Source organism: Pseudomonas sp. MYb541 (assembly GCF_037479595.1).
GTDB classification, from domain to species: Bacteria; Pseudomonadota; Gammaproteobacteria; order Pseudomonadales; family Pseudomonadaceae; genus Aquipseudomonas; species Aquipseudomonas canadensis.
Map to the genome: position 1 here is coordinate 77,895 of NZ_JBBGYS010000009.1, position 17,181 is coordinate 95,075.

Genomic DNA, 17,181 nt, shown 5'->3' on the forward strand with positions numbered 1-17,181 from the left:
AAAACCACAGTAAAGCGCTCAGGGATTACCGCTGGCTGCCGTTACAGTGATGGCAATGTGATACATGCGTGCCAGGTTGTGCTTAACTGTCGGCATAAAGGCACAGTGCCATCATCTTTTTGCGGGTCGGAGTTTTACCCTTGTCGCGCGTGTCCGCTGTACGTTTCAGTCATTTTTTACCTTCGTTGCTGCTCTTGCTGGCCGGGCTCTCGGCTGCGTACGTCAAGGACCTCAACGTCTTCTTCACGTCGCTGTTCAATGTGTTGCCGACCCTGGTGCTGTTGCTCGGCGGTTCGTATTGCGCGGTGTATCGCCGTCAGCGCGAGCTGTTCCTGATGATCACGGTGTACATCGCCTACTTCCTGCTGGATACCCAGACCGATTTCTATCGCGACAACGGCCGCGTGCGCGAAGACGCGGCCGTGGTGTTTCACCTGTGCTGCTTGCTGTTGCCGTTGTTGTTCAGCATCTATGCCCTGTGGCAAGAGAAGACCCACCTGTTCCGCGACTTCGTCGCCCGTGGCGCGGTGCTGTTGGCGGTGGGCAGCGTGGCGCTGGCGCTGGAGCAGAGTTATCCCCAAGCCGTGCTGAATTGGTTGGCGGAGATTCGCTGGCCGGCGCTGCATGGCAGTTGGATGAGCCTGATCCAGCTGTCGTATCCGATGTTCCTGATCGGTTTCCTGACTCTGGCGGCACAGTACTGGTACCAGCCGCGCCCGCTGCACGCGGCGCAATTGGTGGGCCTGCTGGGCCTATTCTGGATGTTGCCGCAGACCTTCATCTTGCCGTTCACCCTTAACATCATGTGCAGCCAGGTGATGCTGATGATTGCTGCCGGCGTGGCCCACGAGGCTTATCAAATGGCCTTCCGCGATGAACTCACCGGCTTGCCAGGGCGCCGCGCACTGAACGAGCGCATGCAGCGGCTGGGGCGCAATTACGTGCTGGCGATGAGCGACGTTGACCACTTCAAGCGCTTCAACGACACCCACGGTCATGATGTCGGTGACCAGGTGCTGCGACTGGTGGCGAGCAAGCTGTCCAAGGTCAACGGCGGCGGGCGGGCTTATCGCTACGGTGGCGAAGAGTTCGCCGTGGTGTTTGCCGGCAAGACGGTCGAAGAGTGCTTGCCGCACCTGGAGGAAATCCGCGAGATCATTGCGGATTACGATATCAAGCTGCGCAATTCGGACCGTCCTCAGGACGATCACCAGGGCCGTCAGCGCCGAGCGGGCAGTGGCGCTTCGAGTGTCTCGGTGACGATCAGCATCGGCGTGGCCGAGCGCCAGGCTGAGCAGCGCACGCCGGAAGAAGTGCTCAAATCCGCCGACCAGGCGCTGTATGCCGCCAAAGGCGCCGGGCGTAACTGCGTGGTCGCGGCCGGGCAAACCCGACGTGGCGCGGTGCGCATGGAGAGCGCTGCCGGTTGAGTAATGGCGCTGTATTCAGCAGCGCTACAGTGATTGTCCGAGGCAATGCCCGGCAGTAGGTTGAAGCCATCTGCTGACGGAGACATTGCCATGCCTGACTACAAAGCTCCCCTTCGCGACATGCGTTTTCTGATCGACAACGTGTTTGATTTCCACGGCCATTACGCCGCCTTGGGCGCCACCGATGCCAGCCCGGACATGGTCAGCGCGATTCTCGAGGAAGGCGCCAAATTCTGCGAAAACGTCCTCGCACCGCTCAACCGTAGCGGCGACGAAGAAGGCTGTCATTTTGACAACGGCGTGGTCACTACGCCCAAGGGTTTCAAGGAAGCCTTCGCCCAGTACGTGGAAGGCGGCTGGCACGGCGTGGCGGCAGACCCGGCCTACGGCGGCCAGGGCCTGCCGTCGTCGCTGGGCCTGGTGCTTAGCGAGATGATCGGCTCCAGCAACACGTCCTGGGGCATGTACCCAGGACTGACCCACGGCGCGATGTCGGCGATCCACGCCCACGGCACCGCCGAGCAGAAAGACACGTTCCTCACCAAACTCACCGCCGGCGAATGGACCGGCACCATGTGCCTCACCGAAGCCCATTGCGGCACCGACCTGGGGCTGATCAAGACCCGCGCCGTGCCCCAGGCGGATGGCAGCTATGCGGTCACCGGCAGCAAGATCTTCATCTCGGCCGGCGAGCACGACATGAGCGCCAACATTATCCACCTGGTGCTGGCCAAACTGCCGGACGCACCGGCGGGCACCAAGGGTATCTCGCTGTTTATCGTGCCCAAGTTCCATGCGGATTCGGGCGAGCGTAACGCGGTGCACTGCGGCTCCATCGAGCATAAGATGGGCATCAAGGGCTCTGCTACCTGCGTGTTGAACTTCGACGGCGCCAAGGGTTTTCTGATCGGTGAGGCGAACAAAGGCCTCAACTGCATGTTCACCATGATGAATCACGCGCGCCTGGGGACCGGCATGCAGGGCTTGTGCAACGGCGAAGCGAGCTTCCAGGGCGCGATCAAATACGCCAACGACCGCCTGCAGATGCGCTCGTTGACCGGCGCCAAGGCTCCGGATAAAGCCGCCGACCCGATTATCGTGCACCCCGACGTGCGCCGCATGCTGCTGACCATGAAGGCCTTCAACGAAGGCAACCGCGCACTGACCTACTTCACCGCACAGTTGCTCGACACCGCGCACCTGAGCCGCGACGCCACCCAGCGTCAGGACGCCGAAGACCTGCTGGCGTTCCTCACACCCATCTGCAAAGCCTTCATGACCGACACCGGCCTTGAGGTGACCAACCACGGCATGCAGATCTTCGGCGGCCACGGCTACATCCGCGAATGGGGCATGGAACAACTGGCCCGCGACGCACGGATTGCGCCGATCTATGAAGGCACCAACGGCATTCAGGCCCTCGACCTGCTGGGGCGCAAGGTGCTGGGCAGCCAGGGCAAGTTGCTGCGTAGGTTTACCAAGATCGTGCATAAGTTCTGCGCGGCTAATGCCGAGCACCCGCAGCTCATGGCCTATGTGGCGCAGCTCAGCCAGCTGAACGGAGAGTGGGGCGAACTGACCACTAAAGTCGGCATGGCCGCGATGAAGAACCCCGATGAAGTCGGTGCGGCGGCCGTGGATTACTTGATGTACAGCGGCTACGTGATCCTTGCCTACCTGTGGCTGCGTATGGCGATGGCTGCCCTTGAGCAACCGGACTCGGATTTCTCCAAGGCCAAGCTCGCGACCTGCGACTTCTATTTCAAGCGCCTGCTACCACGTACCGCCACCCACCGTGCTGGGGTGGAAGCGGGCAGCGAATGCCTGATGAGTCTGCCTGCGGAGGCATTTGCGCTGCAGTGACTTAAAAATACCGATCAGTCACAAGTGGACCCTATGTGTCTGAAAAGTTGTTCGGGTACACTCTGAGCCTGTAAAACCGACTCTTACCGAATTACTTTTCACGTTCTCACGAGGTTTGCCATGGCTGATTACAAAGCGCCGCTGCGTGATATGCGCTTCGTCCTCAACGAAGTCTTTGAGGTCGCCACCACTTGGGCCCAATTGCCGGCATTGGCAGACACCGTTGACGCCGAAACCGTAGAGGCCATCCTCGAAGAAGCCGGCAAGGTCACCGCCAAATCCATCGCCCCGCTCAGCCGCGGTGGCGATGAGCAGGGTTGCCGCTGGGACAACACCGCGGTGTTCACGCCGGACGGTTTTCCACAGGCCTACAAAACCTATGCCGAAGGCGGCTGGGTTGGGGTAGGTGGTGACCCGATGTTCGGCGGCATGGGTATGCCCAAGGCGGTGTCGGCCCAGGTTGAAGAGATGATCAACTCGTCGAGCCTGGCGTTTGGTTTGTACCCGATGCTGACCTCCGGCGCCTGCGTGTCGATCAACACCCACGCCAGCGAAGAACTGAAAGCCGCTTATTTGCCGAAGATGTATTCCGGTGAATGGGCCGGCTCCATGTGCCTGACCGAAGCCCACGCCGGTACTGACCTGGGGATTATCCGCACCAAGGCCGAGCCGCAGGCAGACGGTTCCTACACGGTCAGCGGTACCAAAATCTTTATCACCGGGGGTGAACACGACCTCACCGACAACATCATCCACCTGGTGCTGGCCAAGCTGCCGGACGCACCGGCCGGTCCCAAGGGCATCTCGCTGTTCCTGGTGCCGAAATTCATGGTCAATGCCGACGGCAGCCTGGGCTCGCGCAACACCGTGAGCTGCGGTTCCATCGAGCACAAGATGGGGATCCAGGCGTCGGCGACCTGCGTGATGAACTTCGACGAAGCCGTGGGCTACCTGGTGGGTGAGCCGAACCGTGGCTTGGCGGCGATGTTCACCATGATGAACTACGAGCGCCTGGGTGTGGGCATTCAGGGCCTGGCGTCGGGCGAGCGTTCCTACCAGAACGCCATTGAATATGCGCGCGACCGCGTGCAAAGCCGTGCACCGACCGGCGCACAGCATAAAGACAAAGTGGCCGACCCGATCATCGTGCACCCCGACGTGCGCCGCATGCTGTTGACCATGAAGGCCGCGAACGAAGGTGGCCGTGCGTTCTCCACCTATGTGGCGACGCAACTGGACATCGCCAAGTTCAGCGATGATGCCGCAGCCCGTGAGCGCGCCGATAACCTGGTTGCGTTATTGACCCCAGTAGCCAAGGCGTTCTTGAGCGACCTGGGCCTGGAAACCACCGTGCTCGGCCAACAAGTGTTCGGCGGCCATGGCTACATTCGCGAGTGGGGCCAGGAGCAACTGGTGCGGGATGTGCGCATCACCCAGATCTACGAAGGCACCAACGGCATCCAGGCGCTGGACTTGATGGGGCGCAAGATCGTCGGCAGTGGTGGGGCGTTCTACACCTTGTTTGCCGATGAGATCCGCGCGTTCATTGCCTCGGCGGGTGCCGAGCTGAGTGAGTTCACCAAACCGCTGGGCGCGGCGGTGGATAGCCTGGATGAGCTGACCGCCTGGGTACTGGACCGCGCCAAGACCAACCCGAATGAAATCGGCGCGGCGTCGGTGGAGTACTTGCACGCCTTCGGCTACATGGCCTACGCGTACATGTGGGCACGCATGGCCAAGGCCGCGTTGGGCAAGGAATCTGAAGAAGACTTCTACGCAAGCAAGCTAGGCACTGCACGCTTCTACTTTGCGCGCTTGTTGCCACGCATTCACTCGCTGAGTGCGTCGGTAAAATCCGGTAGCGAATCGCTGTTCTTGCTGGATGAGGCCCTGTTCTAAGGGCTTTGAGGGCGTGTAAGCATTCTCTTACATGACGTGCTGCTAATCGTCCTCTATCGCCATATTGGATCCACGGATAATCTACTTCACATGGACGTCGCGCAGGAAGCGCAAAGCAACAACACGGACACGTAGGATTCTGCCAGGACGGCGGAGTGAAATGGATGTCAGGGAAACAGTCTGCAAAGCCCCGCTTCGGCGGGGTTTTCTTTTGCCCGCGAAAAAGTCAGCCTGCTTGAGTTCAGGGCTGTGCCTGCGGGGCATTCATCACGTCTTCCAGCAGAGTGCGCAGCAACGCCACTGTCGCTTGCTGGCGTTGCACATCGCGGCACACCAGGCCGACTTTCAGCGGCACTCTGGGTTCACTCAAGGGTTTCCATAACAGCGACTGACTGTTGTGTTCGTCCTGCGAGCGCCCCGGCAGCACCGTCGCCAGTTTTGTGTGCGGCAGACTGTCGAGAATCCCCACCATGGTGTTCAACTCTGCCTGTACTTGCGGGCGTCTTCCGAGGTTGGACAGCTGTCCTTGCCAGATCTGCCGGACCTGGAACTCCTCCCCCAGCAGCAACATCGGCAGCTCTGCCGCCTGCTTCAGCGAGACTTTCTTGAATTCCCGCAGGGGATGGTCTTCGGGGATGACGACTTTCAGCTCATCTTCGTACAGCAACACGCCGTGCAGCCCCGGCTGGCGTGGCGGCAAGTAGCTTATGCCGATATCCAGCGAGCCGTTGAGCAGTCGTCGCTCGATCTCAAGTCCGGTCAATTCGTAGATCTGCACCACCAAATGTGGCTGGGCCTTGCGCACGCGCTCGAGCATCTGCGGCACCAGGCTGGTGTGCACGGTTTGCAACACGCCGATGGCCAAGGTGCGCATCGCCTGGCCCTTGAAGTTGCGCAGGGCTTCAACGGCTTGCTGCATCCCATCTATCAGCGGCAACGCGTGGTTGTACAACGTGTGCGCCGCCAGTGTTGGCAACAGGCGCTTGCTGCTGCGCTCGAACAGACTCACATCCAGGTTCTGTTCCAACTGGCGGATCTGCTGGGACAGCGCTGGTTGGGAGATCGACAGGCGCTCGGCGGCACGACCTACGTGGCCTTCCTCATACACCGCGACGAAATAACGCAGTTGCTTGAAATCCATAAGACTTACTTATCGAAAAAGCTGGAAAAACGAAATGGCTGTTGAGCCCTGAGGAGCCTAGTCTAGCGCCTATTCGCAGGGCTTACAGGGCCGGATCGGGCAATGAACAGCGTTTATGTTGATGGCGTTTACATAGGCAAGGCAAAAAACCTCAAGGCAGTATTGGCGTGTCGCACCGACCAAGGTCCGGTTGCTATTGGGGGTGAGCTATGAATCTGTTCCGTCGCCCCGCGCCGAGCCTGGACGATTTGATTATCGAGGCGCCCGGCGATACGTCTTCCAGCGAATCCCTGATGCCCTCCGTCGCTCGCCCGCCGCAAGTTTTCGTACGCGGTCAGGGTTCCTGGCTGTGGGACAGCGACGACCGTGCCTACCTGGATTTCAGTCAGGGCAACGCGGCCAACAGCCTCGGCCACAGCCCTCAGGTGCTGATCAAGGCGCTGGCTGACCAGACCCAGGCGCTGATCAACCCCGGCAACGGCCTGCATAACCGCGTTCAACTCAACCTGGCTGAGCGCCTGTGCCATCGCACCGGCAGCGATCAGGCGTACCTGCTCAACACCGGCGCGGAAGCCGTTGAAGCGGCGATCAAGTTGGCGCGCAAATGGGGCCAGCTGCATCGCGGGGGTGCCTATCGCATCATCAGTGCCAGTGCCGGTTGCCATGGCCGCAGTTTTGCCGCGATGTCGGCTTCGGCGGGTGGCCCGGAAAATCGTTTTGAACCGCAGTTGCCCGGTTTCAGCCATGTGCCTTTTAATGACCTGCCGGCCCTGCATGCGGCAGTCGATGCGCAAACCGTCGCCATCCTGCTCGAACCGATCCAGGGCGAAGCGGGCGTCATCCCTGCGACCGAGCATTACCTCAAAGGCGTTGAGCGTTTGTGCCGTGAACTGGGGATCCTACTGATTCTCGACGAAGTACAAACCGGTATGGGCCGTTGCGGCACCTTGCTCGCCGAGCAGCAATACGGCGTACGGGCCGACATCATCACCCTCGGCAAAGGCCTGGGCGGCGGGGTGCCCCTCGCAGCGCTGCTGGCACGGGGCAAAGCCTGTTGCTTCGACGTGGGCGAGTTGGAAGGTACTCACCACGGTAATGCGCTGATGGCTTCGGCCGGGCTGGCAGTACTCGACTCCGTGCTGGAGCACGGCTTTATGGATCACGTGCGTGAGACCGGCCTGTACCTGGGCGAAGGTCTTGCCCGCCTGGCCTACCGCTACGACCATGGTCAATTGCGTGGCCATGGCCTGATGTGGGGCCTGACGTTGTCGGATGATTCTGCGGATGCTGTTGTAAAAGCGGCGCTGCACGAAGGCCTGATCCTCCAAGCTCCGCAACCCAACTGCCTGCGCTTCACCCCGGCCCTGACCGTGAGCAAAAGCAACATCGACGAAATGCTCCTGCGCCTGGCCCGCGCCTTCTCCCGCGTGCGTACCGCCCAACTGCAATGCCGCAAGGGTATCGCCGTTTAACCCCCTTATTTCTGAACCGTCTCGCGGTCTACGCGGCGCCTCCGGCCTGATTCTTTTGGCTGGGGGCGTTTTTTTGCCTGTGCAATGATGGATGGCCCAACGCCAGATCCCACTGAACCCTCACGAACGCCCAAGGTCGATTAGCTACACGGCTCACACGAGCCGATTTTCTGGAGCTGAACCCTTGGATATCATTCGTATCATCATCGCTATTCTGCTGCCGCCACTGGGTGTGTTCCTGCAAGTGGGTTTCGCCGGGGCATTCTGGCTGAACATCCTGCTGACCTTGTGCGGGTACTTCCCGGGCATCATTCACGCCGTGTACATCATCGCCAAGCGCTGAGGCCGTCAGCCTTTTGCGATGAGCCGTGAGTTGCGCTCGTTGCGAAAGGCCAACTGCTCGATGGTCTGGGTGGCGTGTTCGGCTTCTTCCCGCGCTTGCAGGATGATGCCGTGCTGCTCGGACTTGCTGCATACCGGGTCGGCATTGCTCGCGTCCCCCGTGAGCATGAAGGCCTGGCATCGGCAGCCGCCGAAATCCTTTTCCTTTTCATCGCATGACCGGCATGGCTCGGGCATCCAGTCGTAGCCGCGAAAGCGGTTGAAGCCGAACGAGTCGTACCAGATGTGCTGCATGCTGTGGTCGCGCACATTGGGAAATTGCACCGGCATCTGTCGGGCGCCGTGACAGGGCAGGGCGGTGCCGTCCGGTGTCACGGTCAGAAAGATACTGCCCCAGCCGTTCATGCAGGCTTTCGGGCGTTCTTCGTAGTAATCCGGTGTGACGAAGATCAGCTTGCACGGGTGACCTTCGGCTTCCAGCTTGGCGCGGTATTCGTTGGTGATGCGCTCGGCACGCACCAGTTGTGCCTGGGTCGGCAACAGCCCGACGCGATTGAGTTGGGCCCAGCCGTAGAACTGGCAGGTGGCGAGCTCGACGAAGTCCGCTTCCAGCGCAATACACAGCTCGATGATGCGGTCGATCTTGTCGATATTGTGCCGATGGGTGACGAAGTTCAGCACCATCGGGTAGCCGTGGGCCTTCACGGCACGGGCCATTTCCAGCTTTTGCGCGAAGGCTTTTTTCGAGCCGGCCAGCAGGTTGTTCACCTGTTCGTCGCTGGCCTGGAAGCTGATCTGGATATGGTCCAGGCCGGCTTTCTTGAAGTCGCTGATCTTCTGCTCGGTCAAGCCGATGCCGGAGGTGATCAGGTTGGTGTAGAACCCCAGCCTGCGCGCCTCGGCGATCAGCTCGGCCAGATCCTGACGCACCAACGGCTCACCACCGGAAAACCCCAGTTGTGCCGCGCCCATCTCGCGGGCTTCGCGAAACACCTTGAACCATTGCTCGGTACTCAGTTCCTTGCCCTGCTCGGCAAAGTCCAGCGGGTTGGAGCAGTACGGGCACTGCAACGGGCAGCGGTAGGTCAGCTCGGCCAGTAACCACAGCGGCAAGCCAACCGGCGGTTTTTCAGGCAAGGGTAATCCAGTGCTCTGCACGGGCGACCTCCATGAAATCCTCGATGTCTTTACCGAGTTCTGGCACGCCGGGGAACTGTTTATCCAGCTCGGCAATGATCGCCGACACGTCGCGCTCGCCGTCGATCAAACCACCGATCAGGGCAGCGCTGTCGTTGAGCTTGATCATGCCTTCGGGGTAGAGCAACACATGGCCTTTTTGCGCGGGTTCGTACTGATAGCGATAGCCCTGGCGCCAGGTGGGTTTCTTGCTGCGATCAAAGCTCATAGGGGGATCCCTTTATGCCAAACCCGCTGTTCGGTCACGCTGTGATACGGCGGACGCTTGAGTTCGTAGGCCATGCTCATGGCATCCAGCATGCTCCACAAAATATCCAGTTTGAACTGGAGAATTTCCAGCATGCGCTCCTGGCCTTCACGGGTGGTGTAGTGCTGCAGGGTGATCGCCAAACCATGTTCCACATCGCGACGGGCCTGGCCCAGGCGGGTGCGGAAATATTCATAACCGGCCGGGTCGATCCACGGGTAATGCTGCGGCCAGCTGTCGAGGCGCGACTGGTGGATTTGCGGCGCGAACAGCTCAGTCAGCGAACTGCTGGCGGCTTCCTGCCAACTGGCGCGACGGGCGAAGTTGACGTAGGCGTCTACCGCAAATCGTACGCCGGGCAGTACCAATTCCTGCGAGCGCAGTTGGTCCGGGTCGAGGCCAACGGCCTGGCCCAGGCGCAACCAGGCTTCGATACCGCCGTCTTCACCGGGGGCGCCGTCGTGGTCGAGCAGGCGCTGGATCCACTCGCGGCGGATCTCGCGGTCCGGGCAATTGGCCAGGATCGCAGCGTCTTTCAGGGGGATGTTCACCTGATAGTAGAACCGGTTGGCAACCCAGCCCTGGATCTGCTCGCGGGTCGCGCGGCCTTCGTACATCGCCACATGGTACGGGTGATGGATATGGTAGAAGGCGCCCTTGGCCCGCAGGGCGGCTTCGAATTCAACGGTGGTCAACGGCATGTCAGTCATTTCGATCGCTCCTACAATTCAATGCTCATGCCGTCGTAAGCCACTTCGACATTGCGCCGCACCAGTTCCGCTCGCTCGGCGGAGTCTTCATCGAGGATCGGGTTGGTGTTGTTGATGTGGATAAGTACTTTGCGCTGCTTGGGCAATTGCTCCAGCACTTCCAGCATGCCGCCGGGGCCGTTTTGCGCCAGGTGGCCCATCTCGCGGCCAGTGCGGGTGCCGACGCCACGGCGCTGCATTTCGTCGTCATCCCACATCGTGCCATCTACCAGTAGGCAGTCGCTGCCGGCCATGATCTCCAGCAACGGCGCGTCGACCTTCCCCAGGCCTGGCGCGTAGAAGAGTTTGCCGCCGGTGCGCAGGTCTTCGACGATCAGGCCGATGTTATCGCCGGGGTGCGGGTCGAAGCGGTGCGGCGAGTAGGGCGGCGCGGCACTGCGCAGTGGCAGTGGGGTAAAGCGCAGGTTGGGGCAGGCCGGGATGCTGAAGCTGGCGTCCAGCTCGATGCGGTTCCAAGCCAGGCCGCCGTTCCAGTGGGTGAGCATGGTGAACAACGGGAAGCCGGTGCTCAGGTCTTCATGGACCATGTCGGTGCACCACACTTGGTGTGGGCAGCCTTCGCGCAGGCTCAACAGGCCGGTGGTGTGGTCGATCTGGCTGTCCATCAAGATGATCGCGCTGATGCCGGTATCCCGCAGGGCGCGCCCGGGTTGCATCGGTGCAAAGCCCTGGAGTTGCGCGCGGATATCCGGCGAGGCATTGCACAGCACCCAGTTCACGCCATCGTCGGAGATCGCGATGGACGACTGGGTGCGCGCCTGGGCCCGTAGGCTGCCATCACGAAAACCCGCGCAGTTCACGCAGTTGCAGTTCCACTGCGGGAAACCACCGCCGGCGGCGGAACCTAGAATCTGGACAAACATGGCAGCTCCATCAAGCTCAAAACAAAAACGCCCCGGGCGAACCGAGGCGTTGTATTACCCAGCGGATTAACGGCTGGCGAAGTACATGGTGACTTCGAAACCGATGCGCAGATCAGTGTAAGCAGGTTTGGACCAGGTCATATTCTTACTCCTACGAAGGGATGGGACGTTTACTACCAAGTAATACATATAGTCCACCTCCAGTCGGAGATGTTCAGATGTGTGCGTAGGAATGTTACGCAATTCTTTTCAAGTTAGCGCTGTCTTGGTGGAAAAAGGCTTTTGCAGCGGCGGCAATGATCAGTCTGCTGCTTGCCAGGCATCCGAGAGGCGCGGGCCGTTGGCCACGCAACGCCAGCCGCCTGCGGCGTCGTTCAGTTGCTGGGCGGCAAGCTGCACTGCTTCGCGGGTGCAGGTTTGGATGTGGGATTGAAGGTCAACCAAGTAACCCGACGAGTGGCCCGCCAGATGGGCGTGCCACAACAATTCGGCGGCTTGGGCGTTGGGCAGTGTCTGTGCTGAGAATTGCTGCGCCAAAGCCGTGTTGCCCAAGTCGTCGCTGCTATCGATCAGTGCCGGTAGTTGTTTCAGGAATACTTGCAGGTGATCAACGAGGACTTCCAGCGACACGCTGGGGGATTGCACGCCGAATAGCAGACCGGTCTGGCCATTGATCTGTCGGATACCGCTGAACACGGCGTAGCCGATTTGCAGCTCAACGCGCAGGCGCTGGTAGAACGGGCCTTGGATCAGATGGCCAAGCAGTCGCCAAGCGGCTTCGTCCGCCAGGGATTGACTCGGCGTTGGGCAAAACAGCAGCAATGCGGCTTCGTCAGAGTCGGTTTTTATCGCGTGCCAGATACGTTGATCGCTGAGAGACGGCACGCGCTGAGTGAGATTCGCGGGTTGCCCTGGCAGGCGGGCCGCTGCGGACTTGATCGCGGCTTCATGCGCTGCGGAGAAGCCCAGTCCCAGGCCTTGCCAGCGCGCAGTGGACCAGGATGCCGATTCGGGATTGTGGCCGTTGCAGCAAGCGGGCAGCGCCTTGAGCAATTCACGGATGGCAATCATCTGCGGTGAGTCGGGTTGAGCCTCTTGCGGTTCATTCAGGCCTTTTGCCAACACGTCCAACACGGCTGGCATGGGCTCCAGTAGCCCAATCATTTTCACCCGCCAGTCTTGGCCCAGGCTTTCGAACGACAATTCGACGCCCGCCTGACCGGCATGCTCGCGCAACGGCTGCAAAGCGTTTTCCAGGCCGGAAGGGGCTGATTGCCATTGCAGATACAGCGCGCCTTCATCGCCATCGCCTGCCAATGCCTGACTGAAGGTCAGCGCCGACACTTCCCTACGTCCACGGGAGCGATCCTGGGCAAAGGTGCGCAAGCCACGGTGAGCGCTGGTCTGGCCGCGAATTAGGCCGGCGCGTTCTTCCTTGGCCGGTGGGCGCAGGAACGGGTTGTTCGGCGGCAACTGCCAAGTGTGTGTGGATTCTGGCAGGTGCAGCGAATCAAGCATGGCCTTGAGGGCGACAACGTCCTGTTCCGATAGGTCTTGGCTGTCGTTCCGGGCCAACGCAAGGGCGCCTTGGACCTGCTGTTGACGAGCGGCCAGCAGCGCGAACTCTTCACGCAATGAAGTCCAGTCGCTGTGTGCGAAAAAGCTCAGCCAGTCGTGCAGCAACGCCTCGATCTGCGTGGCTGATTCACCTTGAATGGTGAAGTCGATATCCAACACGGCTTGCCCGGCGAACTGATAAATCACTGACGCCTGCAGTGCACTCGCCAGTTGCCGCGCTTTCAGTTCAGCCAGCAACCCGCCGGGTCCCGAGGCGTTGAGCCAGGTGCAGAGAAACTCAAGTGCTTTGCGTGGCGCATCACAGGTCATGACGTGGTGCAGGTGATGCAGGGTGATGTGCTGATAGCTCTGCGCATCACCCTGCATTAATGCCGGCGGGGCGGATTGTGGGCGCAGAGGTCCAGAACTCAGCTGTTCACTGAATCGTTGCGCCAAGGTTTCCAGTTCTTCCAGTGATTGCGGGCCCGCCAGGCTCAATGTCATCTGCCCGCTCTGATAGAACTGCGCGTGGAATTCACTCAACGCCCGCTGAAATGCCTCACGCTCCACCGGTAGGCTATCGCGGTTACCCGCATGAAAACCCCGCAGCGGGTGGTCAGCCGCAAGCCCCTCCAGCAACGCGACCTGCTGCTGTGCCCTGGCATCCTGGGCCCAGGCGACATACTCGGCGTGCAGCACTTCGCGCTCGCGCAGTTGATCCTCCAGGGCCAGGCGTGGGTGGGTCAGCATGTCGCCCAAGCGCTCCAAACCGCCGGCAGACATTGCGTCCGGCAATTCAAAGAAAAAATCCGTGGTGCGCTCACGGGTGCTGGCATTGACCTGGCCGCCATGACGTTGCACGTAGGCCATCAGCCCATCGTTCGTGGGAAAACGCTCGGTGCCCAGGAACAGCAAATGCTCTAGGAAATGCGCCAACCCTGGCCACGCCAGCGGCACATCGTGGCTGCCTGCGCCTACGCGCAAAACGGCGGCGCAACGTTTCAGACGTAGCGCATGTTGCAAGGAAACCCGCAAGCCATTGGCGAGGGTCAGGTGACGGTGATGAGGGTGGGCCGGCGCAGGCATGGGCAGTTCCGAAACGTAGAATAGGCCTATGCTAACAAACCGGCTGGATCAGGGCTTGTGCAGCGCGCCATACAGCTCGGGGCGACGGTCCTGCAAGTAGTGATTGGCGGCACGGGCATCCAGGATCGACTGACGATCCAGCTCCCCGACGATCAAGGCTTCATCCAGGCCCGCCTGGGCAATGCGCTGGCCATTCGGCGCGGCGATGCTGCTTTGCCCGCAGTACTGGATCTCGCCTTCGTGCCCGCAATAGTTGGCGTAGGCCACATAACATTGGTTTTCAAAGGCCCGTGCCCGCACGGTGACGTCGGCGACAAAGTCAAATGGCACCATGTTGGCGGTGGGCACCAAGATCAGCTCGGCACCGGCCAGGGCCAGGCGCCGGGTGTTTTCCGGGAACTCCAGGTCGTAACAGATCAGGAAACCCAGCTTCCAGCCGTTGAGCTCCACCAGTGGGAAATCATCGTCGCCGGCGCTGAACATCGAATGGTCCAGATCACCAAACAGGTGCGTCTTGCGGTAGTTGCACATGCGCTGGCCGTGGGCGTTGATCAACTGCACGGCGTTGTAGATCTGGCCATCCTCGGCCCGTTCCGGGTAGCCGTAGAGAATCGCCAGCCCGGCGCCTTTGGCCAGTTCGGCGATCGCCTGTGCCGACGGACCATCCTGCGCCTCGGCCAAGGCGCCAACCGCCTCGGCGCCGATGTTGTAGCCGGTGAGGAACATCTCCGGCAGCACCAGCACATCGGCACTGGAGGCCTCATGCGCCAAAGCGTGCAGGCGCTGGAGGTTACCGGCCACATCCAACGGTAGCGGTGGGCATTGGTACAGGGCGACGCGCATGTTCAACTCCTTAATCGGCCAGGGCGATCGGCCCGATTTCATCGAATACGTCACCCGGCCCTGGGTTCTCCGGGTGAGTGCTGCCACCGAAGTGGGTCATGATGCCCCACACCGCGTTCAGCGAGGTCTGCACCGCGCCTTCGACCCAGGCTGGGGTCCAGGACACATCATCACCGGCAATGAAAATCCCACGTTGTTCGGCGGGCATGTCCTTCTGCATAAAGTGCGCATACATGCGCTGGTTGTAGCGATAGTGGCCGGGCAGCGCGCCCTTGAAGGCCCCGAGGAAATGCGGGTCGGCTTCCCATGACACGGTGATCGGGTCGCCGATGATGCGCGCCTTGATATCGACTTTCGGGTAGATCTTTTTCAGGGCGTCGAGGGCCAGCTTCACACGCTTATCGATGGGCTGCGGCAGCATTTTAAGCGCGTCGCTCATCCACGAGTACGACAAGCAGATTACTCCCGGCTTGTCGTCGCCGTTATCGAACAGGTAGGTGCCACGGGTCAGGCGGTCGGTGAGGGTCATGCTCATCAGGTCGCGGCCGGTCTCTGGGTCTTTGTCTTTCCAGAATGGCCGGTCGACCATCACGAAGGTTTTCGACGATTGCATGTAGCGCGTGCGGTCCAGGGCCATCCACATTTTTTGCGAGAACAGGGTTTCGTCGCATTCGATCTGGGTGGTCAGCAGCCAGCTTTGGCAGGTGGTCAGCACCGCGGCGTATTCGCGGGTGTCGCCATAGTTGTCGGTGACGGCGAAACGGCCATCGGCGGCATGGGCGATGCGCTTCACCCCGGCCCTTGGCGCTCCGCGATGCAGCGAACTCAGGCTGGTGCCGGCCGGCCAGTGGGCGCAGCGCTCCGGCACATGACGCCAGATACCCATCGGCACCTGAGCCACGCCGCCGACCACCAGATGTTGGTGGTCATCGCAGTTGGTCATCACCACACGGAAGATTTCCAGCATGGAGTTGGGGAAGTCCGAGTCCCAGCCGCCAGTGCCGAAACCGACCTGGCCAAACACTTCGCGGTGATGGAAGGACAATTTGGCAAATGCCTTGGAGGTGGCGACGAAGTCGTAGAAGGTGCGGTCATCCCACAGCGGCACGAGCTTGTTCCACAGCTCCTTGAGGCGCGGCACGTCACGGTCGCGGATGGCTTGCTGGATATCACCGAACTGCGAACCGGCTTCCAGGGCATCAGCCCAGGCGTCGGCCACTTCCTGGAACAGCACCGGCAAGTCAGAGAGTTTTTGCGCGTAGTGGGTCTGGCCTTCAAGGTCGATGACCGTGCTGCCGGACGCCGGGGTCAGTGGGTTGGGGAAGGGTTTGGTTTCCAGTCCGAGCTTGTCCACGTAGTGGTAGAACGCGGTGGACGACACTGGAAAGCGCATGCCACCCAGCTCGGCAATGATGCCTTCGGCACCTTCGAAGGCTTGGGAACGCAGGCGTCCGCCCATTTTCGAGGCTTCGTACACCACCGGCTTGAGGCCCAGTTTCATCAGCTCGTAGGCGGCCACCAGGCCCGCGATCCCGGCGCCGACGATCGCCACTTCGGCACCGTGGTTGGCCGCAGGAATACTACCCAGGCCGGCCGGGTGTTCAATCCAGTCATCGAAGGCGAACGGGAAGTCCGGGCCAAAGATGGTGATGGGCTTCTTACCGTCGGCGGGGTGGCGATTGGTCTTGCTGAGGGTGCTGGACGGAATGCTCATGGCTGACCTTACTGGCGACTAGGCGGGCGTGACCCGCTGAGTATAGGAAAAGATGGCAGCCAGTTTAGAGAGCGTAGCGTTCGTTAATAAGACGCAAAGTGTCGTCAAATTGCTCTGTTTTTAGTCAGAGTGACGAGGGCGGTGATCAGATTGGTTGTCCGCGATCCAATTTGTTACTGAGGATGATCGAAGTGGTGGTTTTCTCCACGCCGTCGACGCTGCCAATCTGATCGAGCAATTGGTCCAACTGTTCCGGCGAATCGGTGCGCAGCCACGCGACGTAATCGAACTCGCCACTCACCGCGCACAACTGCTGCACCTGGGCCATGGCACTCAACCGGCGCAACACCTCTTTGCCCGAGCGCGCTTGTACGGTGATGCCCACATAAGCCTGCAAACCACCATCGACCACCCGCTGCCCGAGGCGCACGCCATAACCGGTGATCACCTGGGTTTTCTCCAGGCGCGCCAGGCGCGACGTCACGGTAGTGCGCGCGATGCCCAGCTGCCGGGCGAGCATGGCCACGCTTTCGCGGGCGTTGAGCTGCAGGGCGGCGATCAGTTGGCGGTCGATTTCATCTAGGGCGGACAAGGGGGGGCTCCAGAGTATGGGCGGGGGCGGGAAGCATATTACAGGCTTCCAGACACACAAAAGCCGCGCAATGCGCGGCTTTCTTGTTTGGTGGGCCCACACGGACTTGAACCGTGGACCAAAGGATTATGAGTCCTCTGCTCTGACCAACTGAGCTATAGGCCC

Annotated in this window: 15 protein-coding genes and 1 tRNA gene; 5 read left to right on the plus strand and 11 right to left on the minus strand. The window is 60.8% G+C overall.

The window, feature by feature from the left end; genetic code table 11:
* Positions 1-140: 140 nt before the first annotated feature.
* The 3 genes from WH299_RS07915 to WH299_RS07925 all read left to right on the plus strand — a co-directional run bounded on the left by WH299_RS07915 (position 141) and on the right by WH299_RS07925 (position 5,192).
* Positions 141-1,430 carry a GGDEF domain-containing protein gene (locus tag WH299_RS07915; protein WP_068936293.1) on the plus strand — a complete coding sequence of 430 codons (1,290 nt, stop codon included), beginning with the start codon at positions 141-143 and terminating at the stop codon, positions 1,428-1,430.
* Positions 1,431-1,520: 90 nt separating this feature from the next.
* Positions 1,521-3,293 carry an acyl-CoA dehydrogenase C-terminal domain-containing protein gene (locus tag WH299_RS07920; RefSeq protein WP_339549994.1) on the plus strand — a complete coding sequence of 591 codons (1,773 nt, stop codon included), beginning with the start codon at positions 1,521-1,523 and terminating at the stop codon, positions 3,291-3,293.
* Between the two features lie 120 nt (positions 3,294-3,413).
* A complete protein-coding gene (locus WH299_RS07925) occupies positions 3,414-5,192 on the plus strand; it encodes an acyl-CoA dehydrogenase C-terminal domain-containing protein (protein ID WP_122729453.1) in 1,779 nt (592 codons plus the stop codon).
* A 241-nt stretch (positions 5,193-5,433) separates the two neighbouring features.
* On the opposite strand, the gene WH299_RS07930 is transcribed toward WH299_RS07925, so the two are convergent.
* Complete coding sequence (locus WH299_RS07930; RefSeq protein WP_016977852.1) at positions 5,434-6,333, minus strand: LysR family transcriptional regulator; 900 nt, start codon at positions 6,331-6,333, stop codon at positions 5,434-5,436.
* A gap of 209 nt (positions 6,334-6,542) precedes the next feature.
* Between WH299_RS07930 and WH299_RS07935 the strand changes: the two genes are divergently transcribed.
* The gene (locus tag WH299_RS07935) at positions 6,543-7,805 is read left to right on the plus strand and encodes an aspartate aminotransferase family protein (protein ID WP_126569558.1); all 1,263 of its coding nucleotides are present in this window, start codon (positions 6,543-6,545) and stop codon (positions 7,803-7,805) included.
* Positions 7,806-7,989: 184 nt separating this feature from the next.
* Positions 7,990-8,148 carry a YqaE/Pmp3 family membrane protein gene (locus WH299_RS07940; RefSeq protein WP_010207008.1) on the plus strand — a complete coding sequence of 53 codons (159 nt, stop codon included), beginning with the start codon at positions 7,990-7,992 and terminating at the stop codon, positions 8,146-8,148.
* Between the two features lie 5 nt (positions 8,149-8,153).
* Here WH299_RS07940 and pqqE read toward each other — a convergent pair whose 3' ends face one another.
* From pqqE to WH299_RS07990, 10 genes are all read right to left on the minus strand, one after another.
* Positions 8,154-9,284, minus strand: a complete 1,131-nt coding sequence (gene pqqE / locus WH299_RS07945) for a pyrroloquinoline quinone biosynthesis protein PqqE (protein WP_050587907.1) — start codon at positions 9,282-9,284, stop codon at positions 8,154-8,156.
* Positions 9,277-9,552: a pyrroloquinoline quinone biosynthesis peptide chaperone PqqD gene (pqqD, locus tag WH299_RS07950; protein ID WP_028618181.1), complete on the minus strand. Its 276-nt coding sequence runs from the start codon at positions 9,550-9,552 to the stop codon at positions 9,277-9,279. The genes pqqE and pqqD overlap by 8 nt, the downstream gene beginning before the upstream one ends.
* Positions 9,549-10,301, minus strand: coding sequence for a pyrroloquinoline-quinone synthase PqqC (gene pqqC / locus WH299_RS07955; protein WP_339549995.1), 753 nt, complete (start codon positions 10,299-10,301; stop codon positions 9,549-9,551). Before pqqC ends, pqqD begins: the two co-directional genes overlap by 4 nt.
* A gap of 11 nt (positions 10,302-10,312) precedes the next feature.
* Positions 10,313-11,224, minus strand: coding sequence for a pyrroloquinoline quinone biosynthesis protein PqqB (pqqB, locus tag WH299_RS07960; RefSeq protein WP_028618179.1), 912 nt, complete (start codon positions 11,222-11,224; stop codon positions 10,313-10,315).
* Positions 11,225-11,290: 66 nt separating this feature from the next.
* On the minus strand, positions 11,291-11,365 hold the full coding sequence (gene pqqA / locus WH299_RS07965; RefSeq protein ID WP_003194766.1) for a pyrroloquinoline quinone precursor peptide PqqA: 75 nt from the start codon (positions 11,363-11,365) through the stop codon (positions 11,291-11,293).
* A gap of 159 nt (positions 11,366-11,524) precedes the next feature.
* Entirely contained in the window at positions 11,525-13,867 is a 2,343-nt protein-coding gene (gene pqqF, locus WH299_RS07970) for a pyrroloquinoline quinone biosynthesis protein PqqF (protein WP_339549996.1), read from the minus strand.
* Positions 13,868-13,915: 48 nt separating this feature from the next.
* Positions 13,916-14,710 carry a carbon-nitrogen hydrolase family protein gene (locus tag WH299_RS07975; RefSeq protein ID WP_339549997.1) on the minus strand — a complete coding sequence of 265 codons (795 nt, stop codon included), beginning with the start codon at positions 14,708-14,710 and terminating at the stop codon, positions 13,916-13,918.
* A 10-nt stretch (positions 14,711-14,720) separates the two neighbouring features.
* Positions 14,721-16,424: a flavin monoamine oxidase family protein gene (locus WH299_RS07980; RefSeq protein WP_028618176.1), complete on the minus strand. Its 1,704-nt coding sequence runs from the start codon at positions 16,422-16,424 to the stop codon at positions 14,721-14,723.
* 145 nt (positions 16,425-16,569) lie between these two features.
* Entirely contained in the window at positions 16,570-17,016 is a 447-nt protein-coding gene (locus WH299_RS07985) for an Lrp/AsnC family transcriptional regulator (protein WP_122729444.1), read from the minus strand.
* A gap of 88 nt (positions 17,017-17,104) precedes the next feature.
* Positions 17,105-17,181, minus strand: a tRNA-Ile gene (locus WH299_RS07990).

Coding starts and splice junctions, on each gene's coding strand:
- WH299_RS07930 (WP_016977852.1), bottom strand. CDS start 6,333: ATGGATTTCAAGCAACTGCGTTATTTCGTCGCGGTGTATGAGGAAGGC.
- WH299_RS07935 (WP_126569558.1), top strand. CDS start 6,543: ATGAATCTGTTCCGTCGCCCCGCGCCGAGCCTGGACGATTTGATTATC.
- WH299_RS07975 (WP_339549997.1), bottom strand. CDS start 14,710: ATGCGCGTCGCCCTGTACCAATGCCCACCGCTACCGTTGGATGTGGCC.
- pqqF (WP_339549996.1), bottom strand. CDS start 13,867: ATGCCTGCGCCGGCCCACCCTCATCACCGTCACCTGACCCTCGCCAAT.
- WH299_RS07920 (WP_339549994.1), top strand. CDS start 1,521: ATGCCTGACTACAAAGCTCCCCTTCGCGACATGCGTTTTCTGATCGAC.
- WH299_RS07980 (WP_028618176.1), bottom strand. CDS start 16,424: ATGAGCATTCCGTCCAGCACCCTCAGCAAGACCAATCGCCACCCCGCC.
- pqqC (WP_339549995.1), bottom strand. CDS start 10,301: ATGACTGACATGCCGTTGACCACCGTTGAATTCGAAGCCGCCCTGCGG.
- pqqB (WP_028618179.1), bottom strand. CDS start 11,224: ATGTTTGTCCAGATTCTAGGTTCCGCCGCCGGCGGTGGTTTCCCGCAG.
- pqqD (WP_028618181.1), bottom strand. CDS start 9,552: ATGAGCTTTGATCGCAGCAAGAAACCCACCTGGCGCCAGGGCTATCGC.
- WH299_RS07925 (WP_122729453.1), top strand. CDS start 3,414: ATGGCTGATTACAAAGCGCCGCTGCGTGATATGCGCTTCGTCCTCAAC.